This is a genomic window from Paenibacillus periandrae (genome assembly GCF_022458865.1).
GTDB classification, from domain to species: Bacteria; Bacillota; Bacilli; order Paenibacillales; family NBRC-103111; genus Paenibacillus_S; species Paenibacillus_S periandrae.
The window spans coordinates 489943-508061 of sequence record NZ_JAJNMU010000001.1; the positions used below are offsets into that span (position 1 = coordinate 489943).

The following is an 18119-nucleotide window of genomic DNA, read 5'->3' on the forward strand; positions in this document are numbered from 1 at the left end:
CTGCGGATAAAGTTGGGAAATTTCTTAATTTATTCTGAATTTAAATCTTATGCCCACAGCCCCACTCCTTCAGCTCTTTTATCAACGGTTGATTCCACTTAGGGGTGTTATGGTATACTGTAGGCAGTTCCTGGTAAATCGTTTTGAAGGTCATTACTTCGACAATTTAAAGGAGGTCAACTTATGACTGTGGCATCTATTGTTATTATTGTGCTTCTCGTTATTGTCGTCGTCGTCATTAGCAACGCCACTATACGCAAATCCAATCAAGACCATTTCTCCAGTCGTAATCGTCACCAACGTCATAAGACTACGGCGCCAAGAAGAAAGTTCCAGCCGCCGCTAGCCTTGTACGAGGATACTCCATTACCCTCCCTGCTCGGTATCCAGCCAACACTGCCCATCAAGCAAGCTGTGCTTCGACTGGAACAAGCATTAGCCGGAGAATTTACAGCCAAGCTTAAAACCCGCATGCTGAACAAGTATCCGCAGATGTCCCCAGCTGAATTTGAATGGAAATTTCTTGAGCTGAAACGTTATTTTTTGATGACTGCGGTGTTAAAGGATGTTCCGATGTTCAGTGATGCAGTTGACGAGATCTGGCATGAAATGCTGATGTTTACACGTGAATACGGCCAGCTGGGAGAAGCTTTTCTCGGTTCCCCCATCCATCACGCCCCACATACTGACGGGGCACCTGACCCTGATGGCCGGGCTTGGTTTGATTGGATATACTCCCATATGTTCATCGATACCGCTTATTCCAACCGGATCTGGGGTCCGTTCTTCCGGTTTCCTTTAAATGCCGAACGGCTTGAGGAGCTTAGGCAGGCTGATGAGACGACAATACGGGCCCGCAGGTTCAATCAAAGTGCCGCGGAGCGTTACCCCGAGATCAATGAAACGATCAGCAAGCTCATAGGCCAGGCCAAAGAACAAGTATCCAAGGCAATTCCCGGCACCACCTACTACACAGAGCGTCCCGTTTCCCAATCGGCGGGCTATATGCCTTATTTGGCTGGAGCCTTGCTATTCTACTCCGCCACCCAGCTTGGCAGCTTCGATTCCTTCATGGGACAGCATTACACCGAGGAAGACACCTTGAAGCGCGAACAGGACGCTGCAGCATCAGGTGGCGGCTCATCTTGCAGCAGTGATTCAGGTTCATTATTCCACGGCAATGGAAATGAAAGCAATTGCAGCAATGATAACGGCAGCGGCCATGACAGCGGCGGTTCCTCTTCCAGCTGCTCATCGTCAAGCTGCTCCTCTTCATCAAGTTGTGGAGGTGGTGGGGGCGGTGATTAACACATCAGTTGAGAATTACTATTACTCATTCCACCAAGGCCAGGAGGATTACATTGTCACTCATCGGTGAAGAACGCAAACGCACCATTATTGAGCTTCTTGACAATAACGGCGAGGTCACCACAGCTGAGCTCGTCAGCTTATTGCAGGTATCCAAAGAAACAATACGCAGATATCTGGACGATCTTGAAGCTCAAGGAAAGCTAAGAAAGATTTACGGCGGAGCTGTTAAACGGAGCTATGCTCAGGAGGAGCCCCCTTATCTGGAACGAGTCACCCTGTATCAGAAGCAAAAAACACAAATAGGCCGCCTGTCGGCTGGCCTTGTGAAGGACGGAGATGTCCTTTTTTTGGATGAAGGCACGACTTCACTATCCATCGTTCCATATTTGAACCAACATGATCTTACGATCATAACGCACTCATTTCCCATATCGACCTTGTTGATCGAAAGAAGCAATCGGCATACTTTTAAAGGACGGGTGCTGTTTCTTGGTGGCGAAATCAGTGTCAAGCAGGCACGCTGTTCCGGGTCCATCACGGAAACCATGCTGAGCCACTACTACGTGGATAAAGCATTCATTTCTGTTGACGGTCTTCATCCTGAGGCAGGCATTACAAGTATGGACGAAGGCAAAGCGCTCATTTCCCGAAAAGCTATCCAGCAGACGAACGATGTGATCGTTATCACCGATTCCTCCAAGCTGGGTCAACGCTTTCCTTATAAAATTAGCGATTCAGATCACATATCACGAATTGTATGTGATCTGGAGCCTCCTGAAGAATGGGAAATGGCATTAAAGCAGCATACTATCGAATGGCTGAAGACAGCTGATTCTTAAACAACGCCGTTTAATCGGCTGCCGATGGTGCTGTATGCTTTGCATTGGCAAATAATCCACTCGGCAGCCTTGCATCCCAAGCAGCAGGCGCTTGAAGCCCGAGAGCATGCGCAACGACAGCGGCCGTATCCGTGATTGTAATTCCTGAAAGCGCTGCCTCCGTCTGGATGCCCGGACCGATACATCCCCAAAAAATCGTTGTGTCGAGTGGATGATCACTGCCATGGTCCTGTGGTTGAAGCCCTCCGCCCCCGTGATCGGTTACGATGATGATCAGGCTGTCATCCCAGATTCCCGCTGCCTCAATCGCATCGAGAATGATCCCCGTGTGTGCATCCGTCATCTCAATTCCGTCAATCTGTTCCGGTGTATTAAAGCCATGTCGGTGCCCCATTGCGTCTGGCCAATCCAAATCAATATACATCAACAGCAAATCCGGGTTGTCGCGAATATAGCTCGCAGCCGCAAGAGCAAGCTCACCATCCACAGGGTTATTTTCTTTGTAAACCCCAAGCGAACGTTCAATAATCCCGTCATTAATCGGCTGCCAGGCGCTGAAGGAGGCCAGCTTTTTATGTGGATAGGCTTCCCTTGCCAATCTAAAGATCGATGGGAATTCGGAATCCTCCGGAAAGCTTGCCGCAGCTGCCAAATCATTGGTAAGTCCATGTTTCTCCGGAACAACTCCATGCAACAGAGCCCCCCAGCATTGGGCACTGATCGAGGGCACTACCGTTCGAGCCTCCAGAGTAAATGCGCCTGTCTGAATGAATCGATCCAAATGGGGAGTATGTGCCCCTTGCACAAAAGTTCCAGCCCCGTCCCATCCAATAATAATGACACGATTAATGTTCTTCAATACCCATCACGCTCCTAGAAAATGATTATGGATTTCCCCAAATGCCAACCGAAATGACCCCTGCCGTTATCACACCGGATAAAATGATACGGCGCAGTCCATCCGATTCTTTTAATAATATGATGCCAAATAAGGCACCGAAAACGGTTCCAATCTCGCGCATAGGCGCCAAATACGATAAAGGTGCAAGCTGCATAGCAAATAAAAACAGCAGGTACGAGCCCGGTGAGCATACCGTTCCCAGTAGAATCGTTTTGAAATTCAGCTTCCATTCCTGTTTGATCAAGCCGGATCGAAGCGCAAACGGACTTAGCACAAGCAGGTACGCGATATTGGCTAGCTCGATTAAAGCTACTGGCGAGAGCGTCTGTAGTACTATTTTGTCAGTCATGACATAACCGGTGATGCATAGCCCTACCGCAAACACAGGCAGCATGTTGCGAATGGCAGGCGCTTCCTCTCCTCGTTTCCGGGTAAATCCACCGAGTGCGAACAGACCGAGAACGATACCGCACACGCCTGCCCATCCCACAGGTGTCATCGTTTCACCCATGAACAACACACTTAGAATCGGCACAAGCAGCGCACCCGTTCCACGCATAATGGGATACGTTTGTGACATATCTCCAAGCCGATATACAACCGGAAGCAAAAAGCAGTAAGCCATTTGAAATGCCATGGACAGCAGCATAAGCGACACCACGGCCGGGGTAAGCTGCGACTGCCACAATTCACTAACAAATTGGGGCAGCAATAACACAAACGATGTAATGTGAATCGACCATAGGAATACAATTTTATTAGTGCTCGTTTTGGTAAATAAGTTCCAGACTGCGTGCATCAGCCCAGAGCCAATCACGAGTATAAAAGCGATAACGATGACCACTTCTCCTCCTTTATCGGAGATAAATGCTTATGGCTTCATCATACTCCGCCGCTTTCAAACTGTCAATTAAAAACAATTAAAAACAACTAATAAAAACTAAAAGCAAGTACCCTATCATGTTTACACATAGGACTGGATAATAACCAAGCCCACTGATCATACATTGCAGCAGCGGGCTTGGTATCCAATCATTGATATATCCACCTACACAATCCAATCATGATGCTGAAAAGCGATTTTTATACGAACGGCAGCCATCCTATTCATCCTCATGTGCCCACTCATTGGAGCTGACCTCGTAAAAATGATTATAAACTTCGTTAAGCAGCATGATGAGCGTTCTGCTTTGCTCCTCACCCAATTTCTCGATGAGACCGGAGAAAAGAAACTGGTATCTTTCTGTAGCCTTCTGAACGACAACTTCCCCTTTGCTTGTCAGTCGAAGTAAAGTAATCCGTTTATCGGTAGAATCATTAAAACGCTCTACCAGACCAGCAGCTATTACATTTTTGATCATTTGTGTGACAGTTGGCGAGGTCACCGATAACCGTTTGCTGATGTCAGATATATTAACTCCATGATCGCTTTCATTCGTAAGTTGATGCAAACATAGCAGTACCCGAATCTCGCTCGATTTCATACCGTAGACGGTTTGCTTTCGCCATGCGGCTTTACCAAACCGTTCGAAGGTTTCAGTCATTTCCTTCATAATAGAAGATATTTCCTCATCCACGGCAACAATCACCTCCGTTTGATATTTTCATTTATTGTACTACTCCTGCTCAAGTATCGATGCCTCGCGATCACGGATGATCCGTCTGAGCTCGTTGGCAATGTCCCGAGTAATTATACCTTGCTCGTACAAGGCTTGTACCTCATCTCGTTCCGCTTGGATGGCTACCCAATGCAAATCTCTTTTGACTTCATCACTGCCTTCCTTATTTCCATGCAGGGAAAGATAAGACTCTGATAGTTTATCTTTAATAAAATGGTAATGGTTAATAACCTCCATAACCTCTTTCTCATTGGATCCAGAATGGAGTCTTCCCATAGTTTCGATAACGACACTGCTGGTTCGAAGCTTAATTTGTCTCATAGCCTCCCGATCCGATCTGGATTGAGCTTCTGAAAGCCTCGATACATCCTTGAACAAAACTCCCTTAAACCTTTTAGCTAAAGACTTCAGTATAATAAGCAAGAGATGCATCCGACTTGATAAAATTAATTCAAGCTGCTCCAAGCTGTCAAGAAATAAAACAGCATGCTCCTTGCTTATTTCCTTGTTTGCCAGCAAACGGCGCGTTTCTTCACGTTCTATTTCAACAGCTTCGATTCGAAATTTGGGTTCATCTTTGCTCATGCGCAGGCTGCCATATCTGCCTTCATTTGGATGAATGTGCTTCATCCAACGATTGTAATCGGCAAGGACAGCCGCGGATTCAACCTCGTTGTCTTCATTCGTAGCATGATGAACCGCCTCAATCGCAGCGCTCATCATCTTGATCTGACCCAATCGTTCTTTTTCCAGCCGCTCCTCTTCATTCTTTTTTCCATCGTTGCTGGCTAACAAGGGAAGTAGAATGCTTGCAGTAAGCAGAGACAGCAGGATGACAACCGTTGCCAGGAAAATAACCAAGGTGCGTTCTGGAAATGGGTCGCCATTCTCGATAATCAGCGGAATGGAGAAGGCGCCCGCAAGCGTTACAGCACCGCGAACACCGGATAAAGAAGTCATCGCAAGGATTTTAAACGATATTTTCTCATTACTTTTACTACGACCAAATACAGTGCCCACTCGCGAAAAAGCGAAGGTCCATAAAAAACGCAGTACGATAAGCATAATGAAAATGGCCAACGCATAACCCAGAACTTCCCCATTGTTGAAATCAGGACTCCCTAATACCGTACTGAAAACACTTGGAATTTGTAAACCCAGAATAACAAATACGAGCCCGTTTAACAGGTAAAGAATCACAGACCAGGTATTATCTGAAACCTCATTCGTTCGTGGTTTTGCCTTTTGCGACTTATCTCGTTCGACAGCGTGCATAACACCACCGGCCACCGCGGCTAATATGCCGGATAAGCCTAATTCCTCTGCTGCCAAAAAAAGTGCAAACGGAGTCAGAATATGTATGAGCATATGCATGGTCTCGTCTTCGAGCCCGGATCTGCGCAGTAATATACGTAAACCGGTAATAAGCGATGCCAGCACCGCACCAACGACAAGGCCGCCAATGGCAATAATCAAGAAGCTGGCACCAGCCTTCGGTAAAGAAAATACGCCGGTTACAGCAGCTGCTACCGCGAATTTGAAAGCGACAAGTCCTGAAGCATCATTCATTAACGCCTCGCCTTCAAGCAGATGCATCAAGCTTTTGGGCAGACGGATTCTCCCTGCTAATGCACTGACAGCTACGGCGTCAGTCGGCGACAGTATGGCAGCAAGACCGAACGCCACAGGCAGCGGAATCGATGGTATCATCCAATGAATGGCATAGCCGATCACAAAAACAGTTGCGAACACAAGGCCGACGGCTAATATTAAAATAGGTGCGCGAAGACGCCACAGCTCACCGCGGGGGGTGTGTTTACCATCGTTATAGAGCAGAGGAGCGATAAACAAAAGAAAGAAAAGCTCAGGCTCCAGGTGCATATGAATGCCCAGTGGAAGAAAAGTTACTATAACGCCCAGAGCAATTTGAATGAGGGGAACGGGAACGAATGGGATCTCCCGATTGATAACATTTGACACCCCAATAAGCGCAAGCAGAACCAAAATCGTAATAAATAATTCCATACCTAGCTTCTCCTCTTCAACAGTTTTAAATTGTACTGGACATGCATATATTAAATCACACAATTAGATAGGTTTGCAACCTATCTAATTACAGACGGCCTATTTTAAATTCGCTGAAATTAATGTCTCCCTTCGTACACAATTTGATACCTTTTATTTACAAATCAAATGTACGTTTATTCACAAAAACCCGCTCTCGGCGGGTTTCTATCCATCCAATACGTTCTAAGCCTACAACACTATTGCTGTGGCTGCTGGCAGCTCTTCCCTTACCCCTTCAAGCCGGTAGTAGCAAGTCCCTGCACCAGATATTTTTGGAAAAACAAAAATACGAGCATCTGCGGAACAATCGACAGCACGGACATCGCAAATAACGGGCCCCATTGTGACATCGAGGACGGATCTGCAAACATCCGCAGGCCAAGCGATACGGTGAACAGCTTCGTTTGATTCAAGTAAATAAGCGGCCCGAGGAAATCATCCCACGACCAATAGAACGAAAAGATAGCAACCGTCGCCAGGGCAGGAGCCATCAGCGGGAGCATCATATGCCAAAACACGCCAAAGGTAGAGCAGCCGTCGATCACTGCTGACTCATCCAGCTCCTTGGGGATACCTCTGATGAATTGAATCAGCAGGAAAATGAAAAACGGGGTTCCCCCTACAAATGCGGGAACGATCAATGGTAAAAAGGTATTCACCCAATCCAGCTTGTGAAACAAAATATATTGAGGAATCAAAGTGACCTGCGCGGGCAGCATGATCGCCATCAGCAGTAAAGCAAACAATAGCTTACGCAGCTTAAACTGCAGACGTGCAAAACCAAACGCTACCAGACTGGACGAAATCAGCGTACCTATCACAATCGCTGTCGTAATGATTAAGGAATTTTGAAAAAACAGCCCAAAATGAAAATTACCGAAACCCGCCCAGCCCTTCACATAATTATCCCATCGCAGGCTTGAAGGTATTAAGGAAGACGCATTCTGAAAAATCTCCGCTTCCGGCTTCACCGAGCTCGAAATGGCCCACAGGATCGGGTACACCATGAACAACCCCAGCAGTATCACACCTGTATGAAATAAAACCGTACGTATCGAACTGCTCATCCTATTTCCCTCCTTCGGTTTCATAATGAACCCATGAGGACGAGGATTTGAAAATCAATGCTGTGAACAGGCCCACGATAAGCAGCAGCACCCAGGCCATCGCCGATGCATAGCCCATATGGAAATGCGTAAAAGCCGTCTCGTACAAATACACCGCATAAAATAAAGTAGAATCCATTGGGCCGCCACTTGTAATCAAGAAGCTTTGCGTGAAGGTCATAAAGCCTCCTATTGTCTGCATCACCAGATTAAAAAATATGATAGGCGTCAGCATCGGCAGCGTAACTCGGAAAAAGCGCATGACGGCACCAGCTCCATCCATCTTGGCGGCCTCGTACAATTCAGTCGGAATTTGCTTGAGCCCAGCCAGGAAAATAAGCATCGGTGAGCCAAACTGCCAAACCACGAGCAGAATCAATGTCCATAAAGCAAAATCGGGGCTTGCAATCCAGCTCATGCCTTTAATTCCAATCAAGCCCAGAAGTGAATTGACAGCTCCCTTGGAGCCAAATAATTGCTTCCACATCACAGCAACCGCGACACTCCCCCCCAGGATGGACGGGATGTAGTAAAGCGTACGGTAAACGGTAACCCCTTTTCGATCCACATTGAAAATCATCGCAACCAGCAAAGCAAACATCAATTTAAGCGGAACCGAAACGAGCACGAACAGCAGGGTCACCTTAAGTGCAGTGAGAAAACGCTTATCGCTGGTGAACATTTCGATATAATTATCAAGTCCAATCCATTTGGGGTTGGACAGCATGTCATATTGCGTAAAGGAAAAATATAAAGAAGCCAGCATCGGGCCGATAATGAATACAACAAAGCCTATGAGCCACGGTGAAATAAAACCATATGCAATGATCGTTTTTTTCCATTCCCGTAACGCCGCAAGCTTATTCACCCCGATAGAATGGCGGTCTGTTGCTACTGTCTGGCGCATCGTGAATCGCCCCCTATATGAAGATGAGCCGTCCGATGCCGAACGGCTGTTTACTTAATTTGTAGAAATCCTGGTTAACGTGTTAGTAAATTTACTTTGTGCTTTTGGCTAGAATTTGCTCAGCATCCTTACGGAATTGCTTGGCACCTTCCTCCGGCGTCAGCTTGCCAAAATTGATCTGCTCCTGCAGCTTGCCGAGCAGCGTACGGATCTCGTTATCGCCTGGAGGGGATGGTGCTTCACTCTCACGAGCATACTTTTGGGCAACTTCGACGTAGGAGAACATCTGCTTGGACGTGTCTGGAAGCTTCGCCGAAACCGATTTGCGGATTTCAGAGGAGATCGGAATTCCCCGCTCTGCCGCCAAGATATCGTTGCCTTCAGCATCATTGGTGAAAAAGTCGATCAGCTTGGCTGCTGCTTCCGGATTTTTCGAGTGGCTCGTAACAGCGAATGACATCGCCGCCTTCAGGAAATGCCCTTCCTTTCCGCCGGGCAGCGTCGGGTAAACCGTCATTTTCAACGGACGTTTGGAGGCCGCTACCAAGGCTACAATCTGGTTGCTTTGAACCGGCTGAATCGCTGCTTTGCCATGGACCAGAAGTGAATTTTCCAGCTGTTTAAATTCGGATTGAACCTCAGGTCCTGGTGTCAAACCTTCCTTCATCAGCTTCTGCCAATAGGTAAAGTAGTCAACGAACACCTTATCGTCGGGATATGCGAGCTTTTTCCCATCAGCCGAATAAAACATCGTTCCGTTCTGTCTAACAAAATGCTTGAATCCGTCATAACCGTTATCCAGCGTAATCCCGTAAAAGTCTTTACCGAGCTTGGCTTTCATGGCACGCAGCGTATTGGCCATATCCTCATACGTATAGCCCGGCTTTAATTCTTCAACGCCCGCTTTTGCGAATAGAGCCGGATCGTAGATCATCGTCATCGTGTTGGTACCCAGATTGACACCCCACAGCTTGCCGTCCACCTTATCCGGTAAATAGTTGGCATCGACATTTTTAAGATTAATCGTTCCCTTATCTACATAAGGGTTCAAATCGACGAGCAATTTCCGTGAGACGTACTCATTGATGACGCCTTCATGGATTTGCATCAAATCTGGCAAATTACCTCCTGCAGCCTGGGTGTTCACTTTATTCCAGTAATCATCAAACCCGATAAATTCGGATTGCACCTCAATGTTCGGATTTTTTTTCATGAACAAATCGATCGCTTTCAGCGTTTTATCGTTCCGGTCCTGAGAGCCCCACCAGGCTACACGAATTTTCACCTTGGCTGCCGGATCTGTCTTGGCCGTATCTGTCTTGGGCGCCTCCTGCTTGGATGTGTCGGTTTTGGGAGCCATTGTATTGTTACCGCTATTGGCTCCCGTCGAACAGCCTGCCACTCCCCCTGCCAATATCACCATGGACATCATTGCTACCAAACTTCGCTTCATATTAAACCCTCCCTTTTCCTATGTACATCATGACGTGAAAACAACCAAGTCCAACCTTACAGTTTAAATCATGACCCTCGCGTGTGTAATCGCCGCTTCCCTGGTACAGGACATGACGCGAATGGCTTGCGCGCCGCATTGACCGTCGATCTCGAAAGGACGATCTTCACGCAGCGCATTTACGAAGGCTTGATGAACATTGGGCAATGCCCCGCCACCGGATAACGTATGTGGAAATTCAGCCTCCATTATGGTTCCACCCTCATAAGCCAGCTGCTCATCAATAAAGCTGTCCTTGAGTTGTATCGTCAGTTCCCCACGATCCAGCACATATCGGGCCCAGCCTGCCGTTCCGTTAACCTCCAGCACATACAAGGGGGTATCAGCTTGAACGAACGAGCTGTACGTTGTTTCGAGGACTGCTGTTACTCCTCTCGCCAAACCATATATGGCCGTTGTCACATCATCGCCCTTCATCGGAGCATACAGCGTATTGGAGTAGGCTTGAACCCATTCCATATCGCTATGCAGCCAGGCAAACAGATCGATCATATGGACACCAAGCAAATCCAGCGCACCCGAAGCCTCCTCCATTCGCCATTGCCCCTCCTGTATGCGGAAGCCGTTGGAAGAAATCATCCTGCCCCGCAGTGAAATGATCTCACCCATATGGTCTTGCCGGATCAACCGTCTGAGCAACTGAAGTGCCGGGTCCCCACGAAAGCACATATAGACGCCAAGCTGACGTCCACAACGAACGGCTGCATCCACCATCCGATTAGCAGCATCGAAGGTACCAGCCAACGGCTTTTGACATAAAACATGCTTGCCGGATTCGAGACAGGCTATGGTCACGGACTCGTGGAAACGATTAGGCACAGCAATATCCACCCAATCGACTTCCTGATCTGACCATATCAAGTTGGAATCATTCGTCCAGTGAGGAATACCAAATTGCTCGGCGGCGGCTTTTGCCTTATGAATATCAGGATCACACAGCCATTTGAGTCTGGAGCCGTGCAACGCTTGATGTGCGGGAAGGTGAAGCGCCTGCGCAATGCCTCCGATTCCAATTAATGCGGCCGTCCGTACCGTCACTCTGCTCATCTCCCTTATTGATCCTTGATCCGAAAGCGTTATCAATGAGCTCTCTGTTATCCTCATGTACGCGCTTCCAAATTTGCTGTAATTGATTCTCTCTACATACAGCTGCTTCAGAATCCTGGTTGAACTTGTCGGCAAATATAATGATTGTCATTTTTGATCCCCCTTTAGCCATACCGACTCTTCCTAAAAAGCTTATCATAAAAAAACGCGTTAAACTTTCACTAATAACGGTTATAATGTAGTTAAAGTACGATCTTAGGAGGTACTGTATGGCCGTTTTTGAGCATTTGGATTTGACGGATAACCATTTTGTTCTGAAGTATCAGGCAGATCAACAAATGGTGAACCATTTTCATGCCCATAAAGGGATGGAGTTTATGTATATTTACAAGGGGAAAGGTCATTTGATGCTGGATAGCCGAATGTATGAGTTTAAAAGCGGACAGTTGATTGTGTTCCAGCCCTTTCAGCTGCACCGTATCCAACAGGATAACAGCTCGGATTATATACGTTCCTATGTTGTATTCGAGCCGTCACTATTTGATACTTATTTGGCACCATTTCCGGTGCTGCGCAGCTTTTTCCAGCATCTATGGAAGGATCAGCTGACCAAGCAAATATTCGAGCTGAACGAGGAGCACCCGCTGGTCCTGCTCTACGAGGAACTTCACAGTCGCTGTTCCAGGGTTCCTGTCAATACGCTGGCAGAGGAATATGGTTTATTTTTTGTTCGATTTCTATGCCTGCTTCGCCCCATATGGACGGAATATGATAGTACGGATGGCGCTTCAATCCGCTCCCTCAACCACGCCGAACGCATTATGGATTGGATCGAGGCGCATTATCAGGAGCCGTTCTCCATCCAAGAGCTGGCCAAGGAGGTTCATCTGTCCCACAAGCATATCTCTGCGCTGTTCAAGCAAAAAACCGGGGGAACCATCACCGACTACCTGATGGCCAAACGTTTGAATCAGGCGTGTTTATTATTAAAAACCTCCTCCAAAACCATCAGCGAGATTTGTTTGGAAAGCGGTTTCGCGAATCTGTCTTACTTTTGCCAGTTTTTCAAAAAAAGGATGAGAATTACGCCCTATCAATACCGAAAGCAGTATTTGGATCTATAGCTCTCTTCTAATATTCAATTGATTGCGCTGATCTCTGGGTGAAATTCCTCTGTACTGCTTGAATTGCTTGTTAAAATAACTTAAGGAATGGAAGCCGCACTCAAATGCGATATCCGTGATCGACTTGGCCGTGTGGTCCAGCAAATAGACTGCAGATTGCAAACGAAGACGGTTAATAAATTCATTGGGGGACAAACTCGTAGTACCTTTGAATTTTTGGAAAAACAGTGTTTTTCGCAGATTTGACATGACAATCATTTCGTTAATATCGATATCCTCAGAGAAATGGGACAGCATGTATTGAATAACATGAATAATGCCCTGATCCGTTTTCGAATTGGAAGAATCATCCAGTTGTACAGCCTCATAGTAGCGGAAAATCATCACCAGAATGTCGATAAAATACAAATATTGCTTGGCCCTCCATCCGGGAAGCTGCTGCTCACCTTCGGCTATCGCCAGCTTGGAGGCGTTTTGAATCGCTTGGGCGTAGCTTGTATGCGCAGGAATTAATGGCGAGAACATGTCGGCCGCATAGAACGGCGTCAGCAGCTTATGCCCTTCGGGGATTGACCTTGCAATCGAAGGAGCAAACAACACCATCGTCCACTCTACCGGCTTATCGCTTTCCTCAGCGAGATTCCAATGCGGCTCAAACGGACGAAACACATAAACATCACCGGGCTTGCCATGATAATCACGGTCGCACAGGTGGTATTTAACATTATTTTTTAACACAATGCTAATTTCCAGCGCATCATGAACATGCATTTCGTGTTCGGTTAAAGTACCTACTTTTTTCACAAAATTAAGTTCATCATCCAAACGAATATCATCGTAAAACATAGCTGCTTCCTCCGTCATTTCAGGTTGAACCTAGAATACTTGTCAGCCTTTAAGTATAGCAGACATCCTTTTATTATGAAAGCGGATCCAAGCATGAGCAAATTCGAGGTAAAAAACCGAAAGCACATGGCTTCCGGTTCTTGCTGCTTATCTTAGCTTATCTTAATAAATCCGCTTGGCTCCCAAATATCTCGGTGTCCAGTAGCTGTTGTTGTCTAAAGCTTGCACAGCAATGCCTGCTGAGCGGGTCGCTGAAATAAACTGGCCCCCACCTACATAGATGCCTACATGATCAACGACTCCTGGTGTATTGATGCTGAAGAAAACAAGATCACCCGGCTGCAGCTTGCTTCGACTTACCGCTGTACCCATTTGTGACAATTCGGCAGAGGACGTCCGATGCATGGAAACACCATGTGACGAAAACATATAATAAACGAAGCCGGAGCAATCAAAGCCAATACCAGGATTCGTGCCGCCCCATACATATGGAGTTTTTAGGTAACTGTAGCTATCAGCAACAATTTTCTTTTTGATCAACGCATTTGTAATGGCTGCCTGGGTCTTCAGATCGGCGATTCCAGTTGTCGGCAAACTGTATGCTTGTTGAAAGTCCACGATAGCTTGTGAAGTCATGCTTCCGTAGTAACCTGTTGCGGTATAGTATTTAAAATAACCAAGTACTTTCAAATTGGTTTGCAGCAAGGATACCTGGTTGCCTGTAGACCCCTGTGACAGAACTGTTGAGGAGATCGGCTCAGCAGAAGCGGATAAAGTAAGATTAGGGAGAGTGGAGGCGGATAACAATAGTGTAGAGCAGAGCAGAAATTTGGATAATGTCTGTTTCATCTTGTCAGTTCCCTTCCCACAATGAAGTTTCTCCCATCTTACCCTCTTCCTAGCTATTCGCTCAATACATAAATATTGGTATAAAATTTAACATCATGTTAAAAGATACATATAAAAACACGAAGGATACCAGTTGCCCGGCACCCTTCGTATTTCCAAAACGGATATGATTTAGCAATTATTACTTAACCTGGACCAGCAGCTTGGCAATCAGAGTCACTGCTTCTGCACGGGTTGCACTCGCATTAGGTGCGAATATATTATTATCTCTTCCGTTAATAATTCCTTGCTTGGCCGCAGCAGCAACATACGCACGTGCCCAAGCTGGAATTTGCTCGGCATCTGCAAACGAAAGTGTTGCCTTTTCATCAGACGGAAGCTTCAACGCCCTCCCGATCATAACCGCGATTTCCGATCTGGAAATTTTGCGGTCTGCGCGGAAAGTTTGATCCTCATAGCTCGTTATAATACCTGCACCTACTGTCTGAGCCAAATGTGGTTTCACCCAAGCTGGTATGCTGGAGAGGTCAGCAAAAGTTAATTCTGTTGCTTTGCCTTCTAATTTGAGTGCTCGACTGATCATTACCGTAAATTCGGCACGATTGATTTCACCGTCAGGTCGGAACGAACCATCCTCATACCCATTAACGATGCCAAGTGCCACTGCACGCTCAATTGCGTCTTTGCTCCAATGGTTCTGGATATCGCTTAATGCAATCTGTCCTGCTGTTGGATTAACCGTTGGTTGACCACTCTCGGCGATCGATGTCAGTGTTGCATTTTGATCAATTTCCTTCAAGCTGGACTTATCATAAGCAATTTCAATATCGAAGGACTGGACGTCATTGACGGCTGTCTGAGCCAATTTGACAGAGCCTTTTGATCTCGCTGATAAATCCTTTACTTCATATTCGATCTCACGAGTATTTTTCAATTCATCCTTGCTCAGGACGCTGACCTCGGACAAGCTTCCATTTTGCTCAATCTTCATTTCTGTAATTTTTTCACTTTGTTTAATAATAAAGGAAATATATTGTTTTCCTCCAACTACTCTTACAATACCTGGACTTTGCACATAATCCTGAATGATTGATTTCTCATCTGTTCCACTTTTAAAAATCGTGAGGTTCGTGCTGTACTTGCCATCAGCCAAAGTGAATGATATCGTTCCTGATCCGCCTCCAGAGCCACCGCCACCTGAACTTCCAGATCCGCTTGTACCGGTGCCTGGTGTCGTTGGAGTGGTCGGTGTTGTCGAATCGTCGGGTACATTGACTGCGATGACCTTGTCAAATTCTAATTTAAACGTATGTTCCTCTCCGCCTGAACCCTTTAATTGAATTGCGTAGGTAGCTGTCAAATCCGCAGTCTCAAACTCCACCTGCCTGGAGCTTTCCTCAGCAGCCAATATTCTTACGACCCCTGATTGTTTAAGTGAATATTGCGGCAATAACTCGGATTTTGTACCGTCAGCTTTAATAAGCTGAATTTTCGAAACCGTTACTCCACTTTTCAATTTTATTACTGCCATTTTCTTACCGTTAACTACCTTCAGTGTACCTCCATTGTCCACATAATTACTGATAGGAGTCCCAGAGCCATCCTCCGATACTGCTGCCTTGAAGGTAACACTGTATTCACCGTTTTTAACAGGCTGAGTTAAATCAATAGTCTTGTCAACTACGACTGCTTTGAACGCATTTAGCGCTGTTTGCAGAGCTGCTAATGCTCCATCCACCTGCTGCTGGGTTGCGGATGTGTTGCCACCCGTCGTCTTGACTTCGTTAATAGCCACTAACAATGTGCTTTTCGCACCTGCCAGGTATTGACCGTGGCTTGTTCCTTCTACAGCTGCATCATGGATGGCTTGAGCTTCAGCTAGAAGTGCTTGCAAGGAATTGGTATTCACGATAATGAATTTCAAACGAATCGAATGATCCATTTCATAGGGTGATCCATTTGGCAGTGAAGTAGATACATGCACCACAGCGTTCAGCAATGCCGTCATGTCGCTCACTTCAAACTCAACTACTCTTGTATTCGCTGCTGTATCTGTGCTGACTGTAGCTGCTTCCACCATAGTACCGTTCTGCTCTACCTTGAAGCTCGGTACCACCGTGCTGTTATTGATAGTGAACGAAACTTTGTTCTTGCCGTCTTGTACCTTCCATTTTGCTGGCTTGTTTAAATAACTATCCATGGATGAAGCTTGATCCTTGGTAGCATGCAATGCTGTAAAGTTTATTTCTCGCTTTGTGGTTACACTGGAAAAACCGAGCTCTACATCGTACTCATTGTCGTACAAGAAGGTAGGCGTTACCTGCCAGTATATTTTCACCCATCCGTTCAATCGTGCATTCAAATCATTGACTTCAAATTTAATAACTCGGGTGTTGTTAGCGGTATCTTGGCTTACGATTGCCGTTTCTGTCAAAATTCCAGCCTGCTCAGTTTTGAACGAAGTGATTTCAGCACTTTGCAGCAATTTGAACGAGACATATTTTTTACCGCCGGCAACCGTTAATTTACCACTGCTCTTATCTACATAATCGTACATTACCGAATTTTCATTCGTACCTTTTTTGTAAATGTTGAAATTGATTGCATACTGGCCGTCCGCTAAACCTCCCGTTCCTGTACCCGGGTTAGTGACAACAACGACTGCTGCTTTGAACACAGCCAGCGCCGCTTGCAGAGCTGCTAGTGCTTCATCCACCTGCTGCTGGGTTGCGGATGCACTGTCAGCTATCGCCTTGGCTTGATTAATAACCACAAGCAATGTGCTTTTCGCACCTGCTGGATATTGACCATTTGCACTTCCTTCCACAGCTGCATCATGAAATGCTTGTGCGTCGGTTATCAGCGTTTTCAAGGTGGTCTTATTCGAGATTTCGAATCTCAAGCGAATCGAATGATCCATTTCATAAGGTGATCCATTTGGCAGTGAGGTAGATACATGCACCACAGCGTTCAACAATGCCGTCATGTCGCTCACTTCAAACTCAACTACTCTTGTATTCGCTGCTGTATCTGTGCTGACTGTAGTTGCTTCCACCATGGTACCGTTCTGCTCTACCTTGAAGCTCGGTACCACCGTACTGTTATTGATAGTGAACGAAACTTTGTTCTTGCCGTCTTGTACCTTCCATTTTGCTGGCTTGTTAAAGTAACTATCCATAGATGAAGCTTGATCCTTGGTAGCATGCAATGCTGTAAAGCTCACATTCTGCTCGGTAATATCACCGGCCGGGTACACAGTAAAGGTGAACGAGCAATCATCGACTTTTAATTTGCTTCCATCCTTGTTGATAATGGAAATATCGGATGCTTGTATCGTTACGTTACGAATTTGCGAGGTTGCTTTAGTCTGCACGGATAAGGAGAGCAATTGAAAAGAAGTCTCGGATGTAATACTGACAGGATTGCTTCTGTCCTTGATATCAAAAGTAACAAGATACTTTCCGGGAGCTACTTCCGTTTTTACAGGTGTATTAAACTGAGTTTGGGCAGTAGCGCCCGATAATTCCATCTCATTTGGATCAAAGGATATCGTCGCTTCATATCCATACACTTGTTGATATACACTATTGGTCACATTGCCGACAGATTGCCAAATGCTAGAGAGCTTGTTTCCACCATACACCGAGGTTGTGGCGGATTTTAATTGTACGGTTGGATCACCGATAGCAGCCGTTGCATCCGGAAGCGGGATGCCTGCAAGCAGGACAAACAGGATGAGTAAGCTTGACAGGACTTTCTTAAATTGCGCGTTCACAATATCTCTCCTTTACGAATAAGCAGCTTAAATATGCCACCAATAAAACTCAGCAGGTTTATCCAAATCTTCAAATAATAACGATAATCATTCTCAATAATTACACAAAAAAATATTCATATGCCTTCTTATTTTGCTTTGTACTTGCTAATCAATCTGCGTTTCTGCTTATACCAGGTAGTTGGAGTGCTGTATGCATACAATTTCGATAGTAT

General features: G+C 46.1%; 14 protein-coding genes. 3 read left to right on the forward strand and 11 right to left on the reverse strand.

The window, feature by feature from the left end; all coding sequences use genetic code 11:
* Positions 1-183: 183 nt before the first annotated feature.
* On the forward strand, positions 184-1308 hold the full coding sequence (locus LRL21_RS02250) for a glycine-rich domain-containing protein (RefSeq protein WP_240414121.1): 1125 nt from the start codon (positions 184-186) through the stop codon (positions 1306-1308).
* A 53-nt stretch (positions 1309-1361) separates the two neighbouring features.
* Positions 1362-2150: a DeoR/GlpR family DNA-binding transcription regulator gene (locus tag LRL21_RS02255; RefSeq protein ID WP_240414122.1), complete on the forward strand. Its 789-nt coding sequence runs from the start codon at positions 1362-1364 to the stop codon at positions 2148-2150.
* A 10-nt stretch (positions 2151-2160) separates the two neighbouring features.
* On the opposite strand, the gene LRL21_RS02260 is transcribed toward LRL21_RS02255, so the two are convergent.
* From LRL21_RS02260 to LRL21_RS02295, 8 genes are all read right to left on the reverse strand, one after another.
* Positions 2161-3009, reverse strand: a complete 849-nt coding sequence (locus LRL21_RS02260) for an alkaline phosphatase family protein (RefSeq protein WP_240414123.1) — start codon at positions 3007-3009, stop codon at positions 2161-2163.
* A 25-nt stretch (positions 3010-3034) separates the two neighbouring features.
* A complete protein-coding gene (locus LRL21_RS02265) occupies positions 3035-3895 on the reverse strand; it encodes an EamA family transporter (RefSeq protein ID WP_240414124.1) in 861 nt (286 codons plus the stop codon).
* Positions 3896-4154: 259 nt separating this feature from the next.
* Entirely contained in the window at positions 4155-4604 is a 450-nt protein-coding gene (locus LRL21_RS02270) for a MarR family winged helix-turn-helix transcriptional regulator (protein WP_240414125.1), read from the reverse strand.
* A 63-nt stretch (positions 4605-4667) separates the two neighbouring features.
* A complete protein-coding gene (locus LRL21_RS02275) occupies positions 4668-6695 on the reverse strand; it encodes a Na+/H+ antiporter (protein ID WP_240414126.1) in 2028 nt (675 codons plus the stop codon).
* A gap of 269 nt (positions 6696-6964) precedes the next feature.
* A complete protein-coding gene (locus tag LRL21_RS02280) occupies positions 6965-7804 on the reverse strand; it encodes a carbohydrate ABC transporter permease (protein WP_240414127.1) in 840 nt (279 codons plus the stop codon).
* A gap of 1 nt (position 7805) precedes the next feature.
* On the reverse strand, positions 7806-8750 hold the full coding sequence (locus tag LRL21_RS02285) for a carbohydrate ABC transporter permease (RefSeq protein WP_240414128.1): 945 nt from the start codon (positions 8748-8750) through the stop codon (positions 7806-7808).
* 91 nt (positions 8751-8841) lie between these two features.
* The gene (locus LRL21_RS02290) at positions 8842-10203 is read right to left on the reverse strand and encodes an ABC transporter substrate-binding protein (protein WP_240414129.1); all 1362 of its coding nucleotides are present in this window, start codon (positions 10201-10203) and stop codon (positions 8842-8844) included.
* A 63-nt stretch (positions 10204-10266) separates the two neighbouring features.
* The gene (locus LRL21_RS02295; protein ID WP_240414130.1) at positions 10267-11301 is read right to left on the reverse strand and encodes a Gfo/Idh/MocA family protein; all 1035 of its coding nucleotides are present in this window, start codon (positions 11299-11301) and stop codon (positions 10267-10269) included.
* Between the two features lie 278 nt (positions 11302-11579).
* On the opposite strand from LRL21_RS02295, the gene LRL21_RS02300 reads away from it, so the two are divergent.
* The gene (locus tag LRL21_RS02300; protein WP_240414131.1) at positions 11580-12434 is read left to right on the forward strand and encodes an AraC family transcriptional regulator; all 855 of its coding nucleotides are present in this window, start codon (positions 11580-11582) and stop codon (positions 12432-12434) included.
* On the opposite strand, the gene LRL21_RS02305 is transcribed toward LRL21_RS02300, so the two are convergent.
* The 3 genes from LRL21_RS02305 to LRL21_RS02315 form a co-directional block, all read right to left on the reverse strand.
* A complete protein-coding gene (locus LRL21_RS02305) occupies positions 12429-13280 on the reverse strand; it encodes an AraC family transcriptional regulator (RefSeq protein ID WP_240414132.1) in 852 nt (283 codons plus the stop codon). The two genes, LRL21_RS02300 and LRL21_RS02305, sit on opposite strands and share 6 nt — an antisense overlap.
* Positions 13281-13442: 162 nt before the next feature.
* The gene (locus LRL21_RS02310; protein ID WP_240414133.1) at positions 13443-14129 is read right to left on the reverse strand and encodes a C40 family peptidase; all 687 of its coding nucleotides are present in this window, start codon (positions 14127-14129) and stop codon (positions 13443-13445) included.
* Positions 14130-14310: 181 nt separating this feature from the next.
* Positions 14311-17904: an NEAT domain-containing protein gene (locus LRL21_RS02315; protein WP_240414134.1), complete on the reverse strand. Its 3594-nt coding sequence runs from the start codon at positions 17902-17904 to the stop codon at positions 14311-14313.
* Positions 17905-18119: the final 215 nt, after the last annotated feature.

What these genes read in the sequence shown, in the direction of transcription:
- LRL21_RS02250 (WP_240414121.1), top strand. Translation starts at nt 184, where the DNA reads ATGACTGTGGCATCTATTGTTATTATTGTGCTTCTCGTTATTGTCGTC.
- LRL21_RS02270 (WP_240414125.1), bottom strand. Translation starts at nt 4,604, where the DNA reads ATGAAGGAAATGACTGAAACCTTCGAACGGTTTGGTAAAGCCGCATGG.
- LRL21_RS02275 (WP_240414126.1), bottom strand. Translation starts at nt 6,695, where the DNA reads ATGGAATTATTTATTACGATTTTGGTTCTGCTTGCGCTTATTGGGGTG.
- LRL21_RS02280 (WP_240414127.1), bottom strand. Translation starts at nt 7,804, where the DNA reads ATGAGCAGTTCGATACGTACGGTTTTATTTCATACAGGTGTGATACTG.
- LRL21_RS02285 (WP_240414128.1), bottom strand. Translation starts at nt 8,750, where the DNA reads ATGCGCCAGACAGTAGCAACAGACCGCCATTCTATCGGGGTGAATAAG.
- LRL21_RS02290 (WP_240414129.1), bottom strand. Translation starts at nt 10,203, where the DNA reads ATGAAGCGAAGTTTGGTAGCAATGATGTCCATGGTGATATTGGCAGGG.
- LRL21_RS02300 (WP_240414131.1), top strand. Translation starts at nt 11,580, where the DNA reads ATGGCCGTTTTTGAGCATTTGGATTTGACGGATAACCATTTTGTTCTG.
- LRL21_RS02305 (WP_240414132.1), bottom strand. Translation starts at nt 13,280, where the DNA reads ATGTTTTACGATGATATTCGTTTGGATGATGAACTTAATTTTGTGAAA.
- LRL21_RS02310 (WP_240414133.1), bottom strand. Translation starts at nt 14,129, where the DNA reads ATGAAACAGACATTATCCAAATTTCTGCTCTGCTCTACACTATTGTTA.